This is a genomic window from Nonomuraea sp. B1E8 (assembly GCF_039871515.1).
GTDB lineage: Bacteria > Actinomycetota > Actinomycetes > Streptosporangiales > Streptosporangiaceae > Nonomuraea.
The window spans coordinates 423,847-440,631 of sequence record NZ_JBDPLS010000001.1; the positions used below are offsets into that span (position 1 = coordinate 423,847).

The 16,785-nt window shown below is 70.9% G+C and carries 13 protein-coding genes and 1 pseudogene; 2 read left to right on the plus strand and 12 right to left on the minus strand.

Translation table 11 applies throughout. The annotated features are described in order from the left end of the window. Positions 1-78 precede the first annotated feature (78 nt). The 6 genes from ABGA98_RS01925 to ABGA98_RS01950 form a co-directional block, all read right to left on the minus strand. Positions 79-912 (minus strand): SDR family NAD(P)-dependent oxidoreductase, encoded by an 834-nt coding sequence (locus ABGA98_RS01925; protein ID WP_347616417.1) that lies wholly within the window; start codon positions 910-912, stop codon positions 79-81. Further along, entirely contained in the window at positions 909-1,838 is a 930-nt protein-coding gene (locus tag ABGA98_RS01930; RefSeq protein ID WP_347616418.1) for a fumarylacetoacetate hydrolase family protein, read from the minus strand. The genes ABGA98_RS01925 and ABGA98_RS01930 overlap by 4 nt, the downstream gene beginning before the upstream one ends. A 95-nt stretch (positions 1,839-1,933) precedes the next feature. Further along, positions 1,934-2,923 carry an ABC transporter permease gene (locus ABGA98_RS01935; protein ID WP_347616419.1) on the minus strand — a complete coding sequence of 330 codons (990 nt, stop codon included), beginning with the start codon at positions 2,921-2,923 and terminating at the stop codon, positions 1,934-1,936. 18 nt (positions 2,924-2,941) lie between these two features. Continuing rightward, positions 2,942-4,459 (minus strand): sugar ABC transporter ATP-binding protein, encoded by a 1,518-nt coding sequence (locus ABGA98_RS01940; RefSeq protein ID WP_347616420.1) that lies wholly within the window; start codon positions 4,457-4,459, stop codon positions 2,942-2,944. A 1-nt stretch (position 4,460) separates the two neighbouring features. Next, on the minus strand, positions 4,461-5,498 hold the full coding sequence (locus tag ABGA98_RS01945) for an ABC transporter permease (protein WP_347616421.1): 1,038 nt from the start codon (positions 5,496-5,498) through the stop codon (positions 4,461-4,463). A 31-nt stretch (positions 5,499-5,529) separates the two neighbouring features. After that, positions 5,530-6,675 (minus strand): sugar ABC transporter substrate-binding protein, encoded by a 1,146-nt coding sequence (locus tag ABGA98_RS01950; RefSeq protein ID WP_347616422.1) that lies wholly within the window; start codon positions 6,673-6,675, stop codon positions 5,530-5,532. Between the two features lie 535 nt (positions 6,676-7,210). On the opposite strand from ABGA98_RS01950, the gene ABGA98_RS01955 reads away from it, so the two are divergent. Then, complete coding sequence (locus ABGA98_RS01955) at positions 7,211-8,281, plus strand: LacI family DNA-binding transcriptional regulator (RefSeq protein ID WP_347616423.1); 1,071 nt, start codon at positions 7,211-7,213, stop codon at positions 8,279-8,281. 21 nt (positions 8,282-8,302) lie between these two features. Here ABGA98_RS01955 and hisD read toward each other — a convergent pair whose 3' ends face one another. From hisD to ABGA98_RS01985, 6 genes are all read right to left on the minus strand, one after another. Then, the gene (gene hisD, locus ABGA98_RS01960; protein ID WP_347616424.1) at positions 8,303-9,628 is read right to left on the minus strand and encodes a histidinol dehydrogenase; all 1,326 of its coding nucleotides are present in this window, start codon (positions 9,626-9,628) and stop codon (positions 8,303-8,305) included. 349 nt (positions 9,629-9,977) lie between these two features. Beyond that, positions 9,978-11,048, minus strand: a complete 1,071-nt coding sequence (gene rhaS, locus ABGA98_RS01965) for a rhamnose ABC transporter substrate-binding protein (protein WP_347616425.1) — start codon at positions 11,046-11,048, stop codon at positions 9,978-9,980. After that, positions 11,045-12,031, minus strand: coding sequence for an ABC transporter permease (locus ABGA98_RS01970; RefSeq protein WP_347616426.1), 987 nt, complete (start codon positions 12,029-12,031; stop codon positions 11,045-11,047). The genes rhaS and ABGA98_RS01970 overlap by 4 nt, the downstream gene beginning before the upstream one ends. After that, positions 12,024-13,067, minus strand: coding sequence for an ABC transporter permease (locus ABGA98_RS01975; RefSeq protein WP_347616427.1), 1,044 nt, complete (start codon positions 13,065-13,067; stop codon positions 12,024-12,026). The genes ABGA98_RS01970 and ABGA98_RS01975 overlap by 8 nt, the downstream gene beginning before the upstream one ends. Next, entirely contained in the window at positions 13,064-14,560 is a 1,497-nt protein-coding gene (locus ABGA98_RS01980) for a sugar ABC transporter ATP-binding protein (protein WP_347616428.1), read from the minus strand. The genes ABGA98_RS01975 and ABGA98_RS01980 overlap by 4 nt, the downstream gene beginning before the upstream one ends. A gap of 114 nt (positions 14,561-14,674) precedes the next feature. Then, complete coding sequence (locus ABGA98_RS01985; protein WP_347616429.1) at positions 14,675-15,667, minus strand: AraC family transcriptional regulator; 993 nt, start codon at positions 15,665-15,667, stop codon at positions 14,675-14,677. Between the two features lie 101 nt (positions 15,668-15,768). On the opposite strand from ABGA98_RS01985, the pseudogene ABGA98_RS01990 reads away from it, so the two are divergent. Beyond that, a pseudogene (locus ABGA98_RS01990) lies at positions 15,769-16,773 on the plus strand (NAD-dependent epimerase/dehydratase family protein); the annotation flags it as partial. Positions 16,774-16,785: the final 12 nt, after the last annotated feature.

The window sequence follows — 16,785 nt, forward strand, 5'->3', positions numbered from 1 at the left end:
GCGCGGGCCGGCGGTTCCGTGCTCGTGCCGTCTCGTGCATGTCGGGATCCTTACTCGTGTACCGGGTGCGGCCGGGCGTCAGCGGGAGACCCATCCGCCGTCCGCCAGCAGGCTGCTGCCGGTGATGAGCTCCGCGGCCGGTGAGGCGGCGAAGGCGACGACGTCGGCGACCTCTTCCGGCGTGCCCATGCGGCCGAGCGGGATCTGCGCGAGTACGGACTCCCGGAAACGGGGGTCGGCCAGGTACGCGCCCGTCATCGCCGTCTCGACGAACGTCGGCGCGACGGACAGGACGCGGATGCCGCGCCCGGCCAGCTCGACCGCCAGCGCCTTCGTCAGCCCTTCGACCGCGTGTTTGGTGGCGCAGTAGACGCTGCGCTCCGGCGCGCCGACATGGCCCATCTGGCTGGTGACGTTGACGATCACGCCACGCCGGCCGCGATCGAGCAGGGACGCGACGAAACGCTGGGTGGTCAGGAAGACCGCGCGGAAGTTGAGGGCCAGCAGATCGTCGAGGTCCCGGGCGGCCACCTGGACGAACGGTTCGGGGCGGTTCGTCCCCGCGCAGTTGACGAGGATGTCGGCGTCTCCGGCCTCTCGCATGGCGGCGGAGAGTGCGGCGTCGTCGGTGAGGTCCACCGGGACGGTGCTCGCCCGGCCTCCCCCCGCACGGATGGTGTCGGCCACCTCCCCGAGCTCGGCCGGGCTGCGCGCCATCAGCACGACGTCCGCGCCGCGAGCCGCGAGCGCGCGGGCGGCCGCGCGGCCGATGCCCCGTCCCGCCCCGGTCACCAGCGCCCGCCGTCCCCTCAGGGAGCTCCGGTCCTGCGCGTGCCCGTCGCCCCGCCCGTCGCCCCGCCCGTCGCCCTGCCCATCTCCCTGCACGGCCGCATGCGCCCGGCGGTCGTTCACGCCGTCGCGGCGGCGGTGACGCCGCCGGCCCGCTCGGCCGCCGGGCCTGCCACCCGGTTGGCCAGGGTCCCGAGCCCGTCGATCTCGACCTCCACGAGGTCACCGTCCTTGAGCAGAACCGGCGGCGTGCGCTTGAAGCCCACCCCGGCGGGCGTGCCGGTCGCGATGATGTCGCCGGGCTCCAGGGTCATCGCCCGGCTCAGGTGGGAGATGAGCCGGGCGACGGAGAACACCATGTCCGCGGTCGTACCGTCCTGAACCGTCGCCCCGTTGACACGAGTGCGCAGCCGCAGGTCGTCCAGATCACCGACCTCGTCCAGCGTCACCAGCGACGGTCCGCACGGCCCGAAGGTGTCCACGGCCTTGCCCATGGTCCACTGGCTGGTCGCCGCCTGCATGTCGCGCGCGCTGACGTCGTTGAACACGGTCACCCCGGCGACGTGCCGCAGGGCCAGCTCCTCCGGGATCGCGCGGCCGCGGCGGCCGATGACCACGGCCAGCTCGGCCTCGTAGTCGACCCGCTCGACGGTGTTCGGGAGCACGATGGCGTCGGCCGGGCCGATGAGGCTGTTGCGGAACTTCGCGAACACCATCGGCTCGCTCGGTAGTTGCAGCCCCGCTTCCTCGGCATGGTCGCGGTAGTTCAGCCCGATGCAGAGGATCTTCTCCGGGTCGGGCACGGGCGGGAGCAGGCGGACCTCGTCGAGGGCGACCCCTTCTCCCGCACGAGCCAGCGCGCCGGCGGCGGCGGCCACCGCCACGTGGTCGAGTTCCCTTTCGAGGTACGCCCGCACCGGCAGCGGCCGCGGCAGCCCGGAGTCTTCCCCTGCCGCCCTGGCCACGGCACTCGCCAGGTCGACGACGCGATCGCCCACGAGGACGCCGCTCGCCGCGGCGCCATCGACGGCGTAGGTAACCAGTCTCATTACGTTTCCCCTTCTCGAATATCCGCTCGCGACGCGTGTGCCTCGGCGCTGAGCGGCCGGCTGTGCGTTCGGGTACGGGCCGTCCCGGCGCCGGGTTACTTGATCACCGACAACTTCGCCCGGTCGATGGTCAACGCGACGGCGACGATGATCACCGCGCCGAAGATGACGTTCTGCAGCACCGGGTCGATCCCGACCACGACCATGCCGATCTGCACGACCGTCACGGTGAGCACGCCGACCAGCGTCCTGCCCACGCCGCCCACCCCACCGCTGATCGCGGTGCCGCCGACCACGACGGCGGCGATGGCCGGCAGCAGCAGGCCGGAGGCGAGGGTCGGCGAGCCGAACGACGTCCTGCCCACGAGGACGATGGCCGCCATCGCCGAGGTCATGCCCGTCAGGGCGAAGGCCGCCGCGCGGACGCGGGTCTTCGGCACGCCGGACATCAGGGCGGCCGACTCCGCCGACCCCATGGCGTACAGGTAGCGGCCCCAGGGCAGGTATCGCACCATCAGCCCCACGATGGCCAGCACGACCAGCCCGAACACGAACCCGGCCGGGATGCCCGCGAAATAGTCGTTCACCCAGGAGATCGCGGCCGAGCCCTCGGCGAGCGGCGTGTTCGTCGCGTCCGACGCCTCCAGCGACAGGCCCGAATACAGGCCGAGCGCGCCCAGCGTCACGATGAACGACGGGACCTGCGCCACCGAGTGGATCACCCCCACCACGGCGCCCGCCGCCGTCGCGAGGACGACGACGCCGGCGACGCCCGTGATGCCCGCCTGGTTCGCCCAGCTCACCAGAAGCACCGAGCAGAGGGACGTCAGTGCCGCCACCGACAGGTCGATTCCGCCCAGCAGGATCACCGGCGTCAGCCCGACCGCCAGCAGGAGGATCGGCGCGGCCTGGACGGCCACCGACCGCAGGGACGCGAGTCCGAGGAATGCGGGGTCGCGCACCACGATGAGCCCGACCAGGGCGACGAGCAGCACGGCGGGCAGGTAACCGCCGATGTCGAGCCGCTGGGACGCTCCTGTCCGTCGCGGGATGTTCACCGGTGACATGACGCTCCTGTGTTCCATCAGTACGACCTCGTGGCCCTAGACCATCAACTTGACGAGCTCTTCGGACGAAGGGGGCGCATCGGGCACATCTGGGAAGCGGCCCGTCACCCGCCCGTCCCGCATGACGACGATCTCGTCGGACAGTCCGAGCAGTTCCTCGAGGGTGTCGGACAGCAGGACGATCGCGACTCCCCTGGCGGCGGCCGCGCGTACGTGCTTGTAGACGTCGGTCTTCGCCTTCAGGTCCAGCCCGCGCGTCGGGTGGTCCAGCACGAGCACGCGCAACTGCGGCAGGGCCAGCCACTTGGCCAGCACGACCTTCTGCTGGTTCCCGCCGGAAAGCTGCGAGATCTTCACCCGGGCGTTCGGGGCCTTGACCCCGAGCCGCTCGATCCAGCCCTCGACCAGGCCCGACTCACGCGCCCGGCTTAGCAGGCCCGCGCGGGTCAGCGCAGGTGTCGAAGCGAGCACCAGGTTCTCGGAGATGCTGCGCTCCGCGACCATGCCCTCGTGCTTGCGCTCGGCGGGCAGGTAACCCACGCCCAGCCGCACGCCGTCGCGGGGCGAGGCCATCGTGACCTCCTCGCCTTGGAGGCGTACGCGTCCGGCGGTCGTCGGAAGCGCCCCGAACAGGGCCCGGCACAACGCCTCGCGGCCCGAGCCGATGACACCGGCCACCCCGACGATCTGGCCGGGACGCACCGAGAACGTCACGTCGCTGAACGAGCCCTCGGCGGTGAGCCCGTCGACCTCCAGTGCCATGGCGCCGCGGTCGTAGGGCGCCCGGTCGCCGTCCAGGAAGTAGTCCTCGGCCCTGTTCTCGCCCACCATCAGGGAGTAGAGCTCGTTCTCGTCGCAGGTGGCGGCGTCTCGCTCGGCGACGCGGCGCCCGTCGCGCATCACGTAGATGCGGTCGGAGATGGCGAGGACCTCGTCCATGCGGTGGGAGACGAACACGATGCTCGCGCGGCGTTTGAGCCGGCGGATCTGGGCGAACAACGTCTCGATCTCCGCTGCCGACAACACGCTCGTCGGCTCGTCGAACAGGATCAGCAGGTCGCCGTCGGTGCGCTCCTCCAGCGCGAGCACCTTTGTCAGCTCCACCATCTGGCGGTCGGCGAAGGACAGGCGCTGTACCAGAGCCGACGGGGAGATCTCGCTGCCCGTCTTGGCCAGTTGCTCACGCGCGAGCGCGTTGAGCCGTCGCCACTTGTAGACGCCGCCCGCCGTGCCCGGATTCGGCCGGCCCAGGAAGACGTTCTCCGCCACGGTCAGGTTCGGCACCAGCGACTGTTCCTGGAAGACCATGCCGATCCCCTGCTCGGCGGCGTGCGCGGGGTTGCGTACCTTGATGGGGGAGCCGCGCATGACCAGCCGGCCGGAGTCCGGCTGCTGCACACCGGCCAGCAGTTTCAGCAGCGTCGACTTGCCCGCGCCGTTCTGCCCGATGAGCCCGACGACTTCGTTGGGGCGGATCTCCAGATCCACCTCGTCCAGAGCGACGGTGCGGCCGTACCGCTTGCTCAGGCCTTCGATCGACAGCAGAGGGGACATGTCACTTCACCACCCTGAGCCGGTCGCGGGCGCCCCAGCCCGTCGCGACCACCGCCACGATGATCACCGCGCCGACGACGGCCTGCTGGACGTACGGGCCCACACCGCTGAGGATCATCCCGTTGCCCAGGACGACCAGGACCAGGACGCCGAGGACGGACTGGAACACCCCGCCCCGCCCGCCGGCGAGGTGGGTCCCGCCCAGGACGACGGCGCTCAGCGCGGGGAAGAGCCGGTCCGCGCCCGCGTTGGCGTTCCCCACGCCGAGTTGCGCGGTCGCCATCAGGCCTGCCAGCCCGGCCAGGGCGCCGGCGATCACGAAGGCGAGCGTCTTGTAGGTGTCCACGCGGATCCCTGCCAGCCGCATCAGGTCCTCGGCGCCGCCGATGCCGTAGACGTGACGCCCGATCCGGGTGTAGCGCAGGAGCACGGCACCCGCGACGGCCACCAGCACGGCGATCGTGACCAGGCGGCTCACTCCGAACCATTCCCCCAACGCCCAGGAGCGGAAGGACCGGTCCCGGACCACCGGCTGCTGGTCGGGGAACAGGTAGCTCGCGATTCCCAGCCCGATGAACCAGGTGCCCAGGGTGACGATGAGGGAGGGAAGCCGGAGCCTGGCGTACAGCAACCCGTTGACCAGCCCGAACGCCGCGCCGATCGCGATGCCGCCGGCGACGGCGACGAGGCCGAGGTCATTGGAGTTCAGGCTGTTGGCGAGCATGAGCGACACGCTGATGCTCGTCGACGCCATCACCCCTTCGGCGCTCAGGTCGATGGATCCGGTGAGGATGACGAACGTGAGCCCGACGGCCAGCACCATCGGGATCGCGGCCTGGTTGGCGATGGTGCGCCAGTTGTCCGCCGTCATGAACTGCTCGTTCAGCATGGAGAACGCGGCCGTCAGCACGACCAGCATGACGATGGGAGCCCACTGGTCGATCCGGCCTGGCAGGAGGCGCGACATCCGTTGTGCGGGGGGCACGCGCACGGCCGGAACATGCTCGCCGTCGGGGGTGATGGTGTTGTTCAAGGTCACGATTGGTCCTTGGTGTCCCGCGGGCACGTGGTCATGAGTCGGACATCTCGACGATCTGCCCGGGCGAGTCCGCCCAGAAGTTCTTCTTCAGCGCGTCGTAGGTGTACCTGGCGTCGCCGGCCTTGCTCTTGAGCAGCTTCGAGGCGTTCTCCGGCGTGGCCAGTTCCTGCTTGAGGTAGAAGTCGCGCTGGGCGTGCGACAACTTCTGCGGGTCGACGTCGCCGACCATCGCGGCGTAGGCGAGCCCGAACGTCACGGCGCCCTGGAGGTATCCGTCGACGCGCATCGAGGTGAGCATGTCGCCGCGGACGATCGAGGCGAGCGCGTCGGCCGACCCGTCCGATCCGGTGACCTTGACCCGGGAGTTCAGGTTGTGGGCTCGGAGCGCCTCGACGGCGCCCAGGGCCATGCCGTCGTTGGCGGCCCACACGCCGTCGATCTGCTCGCCGTACTTGCCGATCCAGGTTTCGGTGATGGTCTGGCCCTTCGTCTGGTCCCAGTTGCCCACCTGCGAGTCCAGCAGCTTGACGTCCGGGTGTTTGGCGAGGGCCTTCTTCAGGCCGGCGATGCGTCCCTTGGCCGAGGGATTGTCGGGCACGCCGTTGAGGGCGACGATGTTGCCCTTGCCCCCGAAGCTCTCGAACAGCGCCTCCGCGCTCTTCTCCCCGGACTCGACGCCGTCGTACGCCTGGTGGGCCACCCAGCAGCCGCCGCCGAAGTCCCAGGGGTGGATCTCCGCGGGCCGGTTCCACAGCGTGAGGATGCGCGCTCCGGAGTTCGCCGCCATCTGCACGAGGGGCTTGGTGAACGCTGTGGAGGCCGGGTCCAGCACGATGGCGGTGTCTTTCCCGCCGGCCGCCAGGAGGCCGGTGAACGTGTTGAGGTGCTTCTGGCCGTCGAAGTTGCTCTCGTAGGCCTTGACGTTGCTCTCGGGGACGCCCGCCGACTTGGCCACGGCCTTCGCGCCCTGGATGAACTCCTGCGAGTAGGTGCTCGAGAACGCCCCGACGCCGAGATAGATCTTCACGTTCTTCGGATCCGACGGCGTGGCGCAGGAGCCGCCGGCGGCGGTGCCCGATCCCCCAGGCCCGCTGCTACAGGCGGGCACGAACAGGGCGACGGCCGCGGCGAGCCCCATGGCCGTCGTACGACGCGAACGGCTGGGAGTTTCGGGCATGTCTGTCTCCTTCGATGAACGTCATACAGCCGCGGCCGGAGAGCCGGGTCGATGAGGTGGCCGGATGAGGGGCTCAGCGCCGTGTCACTGTGGCGGCCTGTCGGCAACGCCGTACGGCGGATGTATGAGAAAGACCGTGGCGTTCGCCGCGAAGTGGGGCCAACTGTATGCAGTTTGAAGAAGACGTGTCAACGATGTGACGGGGAATTTGCCCGTTTACGCCCCCGACACCCAGGACAGCACGGCATAATCCATCGTCATCCACCCCGAAATCTGGGCACTCCGCGTTCGGCACGGCTGGCTGTTGACCGGCTGAAGATGAAAATGCATACAGTTCGCGCCTGGTGCGCCGATGCCCGGCGCCCAAGGGCCGGCCGCGGGCCAGATCCGGCGCTGCCGGGCGCGGGCCCGCACGGGTTCGCAGCCGCCCGCGGGGCCTCGATCTGCATGCGCATTCAATGACGCCCTGGGCTATCATGAGCGCGCTGATGACCTATCGCAGGGTGTGCGGCGGGGGCACCGAGAAGGGGGCGTCATGGCGCAGTCGCCGGCACCCGGTGGCCGGCGGGCCGCGAAAGGCAAGGCCGGCGGCCCTGCCCCGCAACGAGCGAGACCTGTCACCAGCTACGACGTCGCCGCCCTGGCCGGCGTGGCGCAGCCGACCGTGTCGCGGGCGCTGCGCGGCGGCAGCGTCTCCGAGGAGACCCGGTCACGGGTCCTGGCCGCCGCCGAGCGCCTCGGTTACGTGCCGAGAGACGCGGGGCGCAGCCTTGCGACCCAGCGCACCCACCGCATCGGCCTGGTGGTGGCCGACCTGCGCAACTTCTTCTATCTCGGCGTTCTGACGGCCTTCGAGCAACGGCTGGCGGAGGCCGGGTTCCAGGTCACGCTCTTCCGCGAGGCCGACGACGCCACCCTGCTCGCCCGGCTTTCGTCGGGCGGCATCGACGGGGTCGCGCTGACCTCGCTCACCTTGCACTCCTCCCTCCCGCGAGAGCTGCGCGAGCGCGGGATCCCGACCGTGCTGCTCAACCGCGAAACCGCGCATCCCGACGTGGACGCCTGCGTCTCCGACAACATCCGCGGCTCGCGCCTGGTCGCCGAACGCCTGGTCGAGCTGGGCCATCGCCGCATCGGCGCCATCTTCGGCCCGGCCGACACGAGCACCGGACGCGACCGCGCGCGAGGGTTCCGCGACGCCCTCGCGGAGGCGGGCGTCGCGCTCCATCCGGCCGCCTGCCGCGAGGTGCCGTACACCCATGCGGCCGGCCACTCGGCCCTGGTGGAGATCCTTGACTCATCGCCCGCGCCGACCGCCGTGTTCTGCGCCAACGACGTCCTCGCCATCGGCGCGCTGAACGCCGCGAAGGCGCGCGGCGTCGACGTGCCGCGCGACCTCACCGTCATCGGTTACGACGACATGGACATGTCGTCGTGGGAGATCATCGACCTCACCACCGTCCACCAGGACATCGACACGATGGCGCGCACGGCCGCCGAGCTCCTCGTCTCCCGCGTGGAAGGCGCCGACGAGGGCCTCCGGCGGGTGGTGGTGCCACCGCGGCTGGTCATCCGCTCGACCGACGCCCCGGTGCGGGCCGGCTGAACCGGCCCGCACCGCGGGTCGTCACCCGCCCGCCGCCCGCAGGCCGAGGTCGCTGAGCCAGCCCGGCGTGCCGTCCTGCGCGGCGGCGCGAATGTCGCCGGATCTGGCGTGCCCCTCGAAAAGCTCCACCCGCGACGCCCGGCCACAGATCCGGCCCAGCTCCGCACTGGTGGCGGGGTCGACGACCTCCTGGTAGGTGACGGTCTTGAGATATTTGCCCACCCACAGGCCGCCCGTGTAGTTCGCGGCGCCGCGGGTCGGCAGCACGTGGTTGGTGCCGATCACCTTGTCGCCGTAGGAGACGCACGTGCCCTGGCCCAGGAACAACGCACCGTAGTTGTGCAGGCGGGTCAGCGCGTCACGGGGAGCAGCCGTCAGCACCTGCACGTGCTCGGAGGCGAACGAGTCGGCGATCGCCCACGCCTCGTCGATGTCCGCCGCCACGATCACCTGGCCGTGGTCGCGCCACGCGGGCCCGGCGAAGTCCCTGGTCGGCATCTCCGGCAGGATGCGCTCGATCGTGTCGATGACCTGGCGGCCCAGGGCCTCGCACGTGGTGACGAGCACCGCCGGCGAGTCGGGGCCGTGCTCGGCCTGGCTGAGCAGGTCGACCGCGACCGTCACCGGGTCGGCGCTCTCGTCGGCGATGACGAGGATCTCGGTCGGCCCGGCGATCAGGTCGATGCCCACGGCCCCGAAGAGCTGGCGCTTGGCCTCGGCCACGTACGCGTTGCCCGGGCCGGCGATCAGGTCGACCCGGCCGATCGTCTCAGTCCCCATGGCCAGGGCCGCGACGGCCTGGACGCCTCCGAGGAGGTAGATCTCGTCGGCGCCGGCCAGCGACATGGCCGCGACGGTCGCCGCCGGGATCTCGCCCCGGATCGGCGGGGTGCACGCGACGACCCGGGGCACGCCCGCCACCTTGGCCGTGACGATCGTCATGTGGGCGGAGGCGACGAGCGGATACCGCCCGCCGGGCACGTACGCGCCGGATGCGCTGATCGGGATGTTCTTCTGCCCGAGGTGCACTCCGGGCAGCGTCTCGACCTCGAAATCCGTGATCGACTCCCGCTGTCTCTGAGCGAAGCCGCGCACCTGCGCCTGCACGAACGCGATGTCCTCGATCACCTGAGGGTTGACGCCGGCGACGATCTCCTCGATCTGCTCGGCCGACAGCCGGAAGGACGCGGGAGACCACTGGTCGAACTTCTCCGAGTAACGGCGTACGGCGTCGTCGCCGTCCTTCCGGATGTCGGCGATGACCGTGGCCACCGTCTCGCGTACCTGCTCGCTGACCTCCGCCAGGTCCGTTGTGGTGGGCACCGCGCTTTTCAGAACAGCCGACACGTCCGTTCCTCCTTGGGTTCGCTTCGTCACTGACGCCCCACGTAGAGGACGCGAGAATGAGCTCAAGAGTGCATTGCATGCGCATGCATTGTCAAGGCGCACCCAAGACGATCGCCCGGCCGGTAACGGCACGGGCGAGCAGGAACAGCATGGTGAACGGCGGTTCTCAGAGTGTTCCGCTGATTAGCATCCGGATGCATACCCGGGAAGGGGGCGCGCGTCCGGCCAGGGAGGTCCCGCCCACCGGTGTCACCGACGAAGAACGGCGGCCCCGTGACGGGACCGCCAAACCGTGTCTTCCAGGCTGACGGCGTGCGGCCCGGGTTCCGGGGCCGCGCGCCACCGCGCGTCAGAAGTCGAACTGGTCGATGTTGGAGGCGTCGAAGGTGAACGGCGGCCCGAGGATGACCTCACCGTTCTCGCCGATCGTGCGCTCCCCCAGCTTGCCCGCCTTGAACGTCTCCCCCTCGGCCCCGGTGATCTGCCCCGACACCAGCGCCGCCGCCGCGTACGACGCGAGATAGCCCAGGTCCTTCGGGTTCCACAGGGCGAACTTCTCCACGGTCTTGTCCTTGACGAACTGCCGCATCTGGTTGGGCGTGCCCAGGCCGGTCAGCACGACCTTGCCCTTGTACTTCGAACCCGAGATGTAGCGGGCCGCGGCCGAGACGCCGACCGTGGTGGGCGAGATGATGCCCTTCAGGTCGGGATAGGCCTGCAGCAGGCCCTGCGTCTCGGTGAAGGACTTCTGGTCGTCGTCGTCCCCGTAGGCGACCTTGACCAGCTTCATGTCCTTGTACTCCGGCTTGGCCAGCTCCTCCTTCATGAACTCGATCCAGGTGTTCTGGTTCGTCGCGTTGGCCGTGGCCGACAGGATGGCGATCTCGCCCTTGTGGTCGATCATCTCCGCGAGCAGCTGCACCTGGCTGCGGCCGACCTCTTCTGAGCTGGCCTGGTTGATGAACAGGTCGCGGCACTGCGGCGCCGCGTCCGAGTCGTACGACACGATCTTGATGCCCTTGGCGCGGGCCTGCTGGAGCGGGCCGCAGACGGCGTTGGCGTCGTTGGCGGCGATGAGGATCGCGTCGTGGCCCTGCTGGGTCAGCGTGTTGATGTAGGAGATCTGGGACGACGCCGACGCGTCGGACGGGCCGACCTCCTTGGCCTCGCCCTTGAACTCCTTGGCCGCCTCGATCCCGGCCTCGTCGACGATCACTTCGTACGGGTTGTTGATCTGTTTCGGCAGGAACGCCAGCTTGATGCCCTCCTTGAGCGGCGCGTCGGGGTTCGCCGAGAAGGCGGCCGAGGAGGCGGGGGCCTCCTGCGGAGCGGCGGTGACGGACGATCTCGTGGTGCCGCCGCAGGCCGCCACGCCAAGGACGAGCAGCGTGGCGACGGCGGTGAGGCGCATCGGGGTCATGGTGTTCCTTTCAGGGCCGGCCTGATGAGGGAGACGAGGCGCGGGGTGAGCACCGACACGATGAGGAGGAGCCCGGTGACGATCGACTGGATCTCCGTCGACACGTCGCCGAGCATCAGCAGGTTGCGGAGCAACCCGATGAGCAGCACGCCGGCGATGACCCCGCCCAGCGTGCCCTTGCCGCCGTCGAAGTCGACCCCGCCGAGCAGGACGGCCGCGATGACGGCGAGCTCGATGCCCAGGCCGTTGTCGGCGCGGGCGGAGCCGTACCTGAGGGTGAAGACGACCCCGGCGAACGCCGCGACCGTGCCGGAGACGACGAAGAGGAGGAGCTTGATGCGCTTGACGCGGATGCCGGAGAAGAACGCGACCTGCTCCTGCGCCCCGATGGCGTAGAGCGAACGGCCGAAGCCGGTGGAGTGCAGCACCACTCCGACGATGACGGCGAGCAGGATGAACAGCGCGACCGGGTACGGGATCGGCGTGCCGGGCACGTCGTCCACGGCCAGCGCGACGTAGCCGGGCGGGAACTGGGCGATCGCCTTGTCGCCGAGCACCACGTACGCCAGGCCTCGGTAGAGGGCGAGCGTGCCGATCGTGACGGCCAGCGAGGGAAGGCCGAGCCGGGTCACGAGCAGCCCGTTGACCAGCCCGCAGACGGCGCCGACGAGCACCACGAGCGGGATGATCGTCTCGATCGCCATGCCGCCTTCCCACATGGCGCCGACGAGCGCGCTCGACAGGCCGAGCACGGAGGCGACCGACAGGTCCACCTCGGCGGCCACCACCAGCATGGTCATGGCCAGCGCGATGAGCGCGATCTCGCCCAGGTCGCTCAGCGCGAACGACAGGTTGCCGGTGGTCGCGAAGCCAGGGGTGGTGAAGGAGCCCGCCACGAAAACGGCGACCAGCAGCGACGCCACCAGGACGTCCCACCGCAGGGCCCTGCCCATGACGGAACGGCCGCCCGCTTGGTCAGCCATGACGGCTCCTGTTCCTGAGCAGGCGGGCCACCCTCATGGCCAGCACCCGGTCGACGCTGATGGCGAGCAGGAGCAGCGCGCCGGTGATGGCCTGCTGCCAGAAGGGGTTGACGCGGAGCACCACCAGGGCGCTGCCGATCGTGGTGAGCAGCAGCGCGCCGAGGGCCGCCCCGTAGACGCTGCCGACCCCGCCGGTGATCGCGACGCCGCCCACCACGACCGCGCTGATCACGATCAGTTCCCAGCCGTTGGCCGAGTCGCCGATGACCGTCCCGAACCTGGCCAGCCAGAGCACGCCCGCCACCCCGGCCAGGCAGCCGCTGACGAGGTAGGCGGTCAGGACGCGGCGGCGCACCGGCACGCCGGCCAGCCTGGCCGCCTCAGGGCTGGAGCCGATGGCGTAGAACTCCCGGCCGCTCGGGTAGGAGCGCAGGTAGTAGCCGATCAGCACCATGACCACGAGCGTGATGAGCGGCAGGTACGGCACACCCAGCACCGACCCGTTGCCGAGCGACAACAACGCGGGCGGCAGGTCGACGGCGTTGATCTGCCGGCCGTGCGCGATGTAGTGGTCGACCCCCTGGATCACGTAGAGCGTGCCGAGCGTCACGACCAGGGCCGGGACCCGGCAGAAGCTGACGAGGAGCCCGTTGAGCAGGCCGCAGGCCGCGCCGATGGCGACCCCGAACACGACGCCGGGCACCAGGCCCCAGCCGCTCGCGAGCACGTCGGCGGTGACGAACGCGACCAGCCCCACCACGGAGCCGACGGACAGGTCGAGGTTGCGGGTGATGACCACGACCGACTGCCCGACGGCCAGCAGGGCGAGGATCGCGGTGTTGAGCAGGATGTCCTCGATGCCCTGCCCGGACAGGAAGTTGGGGTTGACCGCGCCGGTCACGCCGATGAGCAGGGCCAGGGCGATGAGCAGGCTCAGCTCGCGGGCCCTGAACACCAGGTCGACCAGGCTCCTGGCGCTGCGCCCTCCGGGGGCCAGCTCGGACGGCGCGGCCACCGTGCTGGTGGGTCCGGTCACGCGGCCCTCCCTGTCGCGGCGCTCATCACGCTCTCCTCGGTCGCCTCGGCCCTGGGGATCTCGGCGGCCAGCCGGCCCTCGTGCATGACCAGCACCCGGTCGGCCATGCCGAGCACCTCCGGCAGCTCGGAGGAGATCATGAGGACGGCGATGCCCTGGCCGGCCAGCTCCGACAGCAGCCGGTGCACCTCCGCCTTGGTGCCGACGTCGATGCCGCGCGTCGGCTCGTCCACGATGAGCACGGACGGCTCGGTGGCCAGCCACTTGGCCAGCACCACCTTCTGCTGGTTGCCGCCGGACAGCACGCCCACCCCGTCGGCCAGCCGGGCGAACTTCAGCTGCAGCCGCAGCGCCCAGTCCCTGGCCCGGTCGCGCTCGGCCCTGCGGGAGATCGTCGGTCCGCGGCGCAGCTCGCGCAGGCCGGTCAGCCCGATGTTGCGCTCGATCGACAGGTCCATGACGAGCCCCTGCTGGCGGCGGTCCTCGGGCACCAGGGCCAGGCCCGCGTTCATGGCGGCCGTGGGGCTGCCCGCGGGCAGCGTGACGCCGTCCACCGTGACGGACCCGGCGTCCCAGCGGTCGATGCCGAAGACGGCCCTGGCCACCTCGCTGCGGCCGGCGCCGACCAGCCCCGCCAGGGCGACGATCTCGCCCCTGCGCACCTCGAAGGACACGTCGGTGAACACGCCCTCGCGGGTCAGCCGCTCGACCTTCAGCGCGACCTCGCCGACGGCCGTCTCCTCCTTGGGGAACAGCGTGGCGACCTCGCGGCCCACCATGCGGCGGATGAGGTCGTCGTGCGTGAGGCCCTCGACGGGCTCGCTGGCGATCCAGGCGCCGTCGCGCAGGGTCGTGACCCGCTGGCACAGGGCGAAGATCTCGTCCAGCCGGTGGGAGATGAACAGCAGGGCGCAGCCCTGCTCGCGCAGCGCCTGCGCGACCGAGAACAGCCGGGTCACCTCGTGGCCGGAGAGCGCGGCCGTCGGCTCGTCCATGATCAGCACGCGGGCGTCCCTGGAGATCGCCTTGGCGATCTCGACGAGCTGCTGGTCAGCGATGGACAGCCCGCGCGAGGGCTGCTCGGGGTCGAGGGCCACGCCGAGCCGCCCGAACAGCTCGCTGGTCCGCGCGTGCATGGACCTGCGGTCGATCCGGCCGAGGCCGCGCCTGGGCTGGCGGCCCATGAAGATGTTCTCGGCCACGGACAGGTCGGGGAAGAGGGTCGGCTCCTGGTAGATGACGGCCACGCCCGCCTGCTGGGCGTCGGCCGGTCCGGCGAAGTCGACCGGCTCGCCGCCGAGCAGCACCTGGCCGCTGTCGGGGCGGTGCACCCCGGCGAGCGTCTTGACCAGGGTGGACTTGCCGGCGCCGTTCTCCCCCGCCAGCCCGTGCGTCTCGCCGGCGAACAACTCGATGGAGACGTCACGCAGCGCGCGCACGGCGCCGAACGACTTGCTGACGTTCGCCAGGGCCAGCGTGGGGGGAGCGGCCATCCATCCTCCCGAACAACAAACGTTTTAACGGGTGGCTGTCCGGAATCTAGGCGCTGTGTCCAGCGAGCGTCAATGCCTTGACCGAAGCTATGGCGGCATTGTGATTGCTACGTTTTAATCACGTCCGGGACCTGGTGGAACACGGGTCCGCCGCCGGCTTCGACCGGGCGGCGCCGCGAGCCGGCACGCCTCGCGGCGATACCGGCCGGGCGACATGCCGTGCTCCCGCTTGAAGGCGTTGGCGAACGCGTACTCCGAACCGTAGCCGACCCGGGCGGCGATCTCCCCCAGCACCGCGTCCGACTCCCGCATGAGCCGGGCCGCCAGGGCCAGGCGCCACCAGGTCAGGTAGGTGAGCGGCGGCTGCCCCACCAGCGCCGCGAACCGCCGGGCGAAGGCCGACCTCGACAGGCCCGCCCGTTCGCCCATCTCCCGGACGGTCCACGGATGCGCCGGATCCCGGTGCACGGCGTCGAGCACGGCGCTGATCCCCGGATCGGCCAGGGCCGCCACCCAGCCGCCGACCTGGCAGCGCCCCGGCTCCCCGGCGAAGCAGGCCCGCAGGATGTAGAGCAGGAGCATGTCAAGGAGCGACGTCACGATCGTGTCGGCGCCACCACCCGGCCGCTGGACCTCCGTGCTCAGCAGGCCGATCGCGGCACCCAACTCGGCGTCCCGGCCGAGCGCCCCCGGCAGGTGCACCAGGTCGGGCAGGTCGGCCAGGATGGGGTGGGCGCGGCTCGTGTCGAACCGGTAACCACCGCACAGCAGCACCGTCGCCGCGCCCGTGCCGCCGAACGAGTCCGCGGCGAACAGGCCGAGCTCATCCTCCAGCGGGTCGCACGCGGGCTCGGCCGGCGGGGTGGACGCCGTGTCGGCCATCGCGTAGCCGTGCCCGCGCGGGAAGAAGAGCACGTCGCCCGCCGACAGCGCGATCGGCTCGCCGTCCGGTGGGATCAGCCGGCCGGTTCCCTCCAGGACGACCTGGAACCCGGCCGAGCCGGGGACCGTCGGGAACCGCTGGCCCCAGGGTGCGTGCCACGCGACGCGGGCCGCCCGGGGGCGCCCGGTGCGCATGAGCGCGATCACGTCACTGAGCACGTCCATAGCCCGGAGTCTAAGACGATGACGTATGAAATACGCGCCGATGACGCATTGGATGTCTCGATGGGCGCTTCTACGGTTGCTGGCGACGGAAGGAGCGTTCTATGGGTGCGGTTCTGGTCACCGGGGCGACCGGCACGGTCGGCAGCCAGGTGGCGAAGCAGTTGCGGGCGGCAGGCGCCGAGGTCATACCCCTGACGAGGGGTTATGCGGGGGGTGACCTCAAAGACCCCGGATCGTTGCCTCTCGACGGGGTGGAGTCGGTGTTCCTGGTGTGGCCGTTCGCGACGGCCGAGGGTGCGCGGGCGGTGGTCGACGTGCTGGCCGCGCGTGCCCGCCGCGTGGTCTACCTCTCCTCGGCCGCGGTCCGCGAGCACGAACGCGAGGTCGAGCGGCTGATCGAGGAGTCCGGGCTGGAGTGGACGTTCCTGCGCCCGCACGCCTTCGCGGCCAACGCGCTGCGGTGGGCCAGGCAGCTCAGGGCCGGAGTCGTGCGCGCGCCGTACGGCCGGGCCGCCATGGCTCCGGTGCACGAGCGGGACATCGCTGCGGTCGCCGTACGGGCGCTGCTGGAGGACGGCCACCACGGCTCCGCCTACGTGCTGACCGGCCCTGAGCCGATCACCCAGGCCGGCCAGGTGGACGTCATCGCCGAGATCACGGGATTCCCGGCGCGCTGGGAGGAGGTCCCGCCGGCCCATGCCCGTGCGGAACTCCTGGCCGAGGGGTGGGCCGCGCCCGCCGTGGAGGAGGCCCTTCAGGCCCAGGCCACCCTGGTGACCGCTCTGCCCCCGGTCACGCGGACGGTCGAGGAGGTCACGCGGAGGGCCGCCAGCACGTTCCGCGAGTGGGTCGCGGAGCACGCCGCGGCCTTCCGCACCGCCCCTGTCCCGGCCGGCACCATGCGCGCCGCCCGGATCCACGAGTTCGGCGGCCCGTCGGTGATCCGGCACGACCGGATCCCGGTGCCGCGGCCCGGCCCGGGGGAGGTGCTGATCGAGGTGGCGGCCACGTCGTTCAATCCGGCCGAGATCGGCCTGCGCTCCGGCCTGCTGACCAAGGTCTTCGGGACGAGCCTGCCGCGCACCCTCGGCTGGGACGTCTCCGGCACCGTGCTCGAG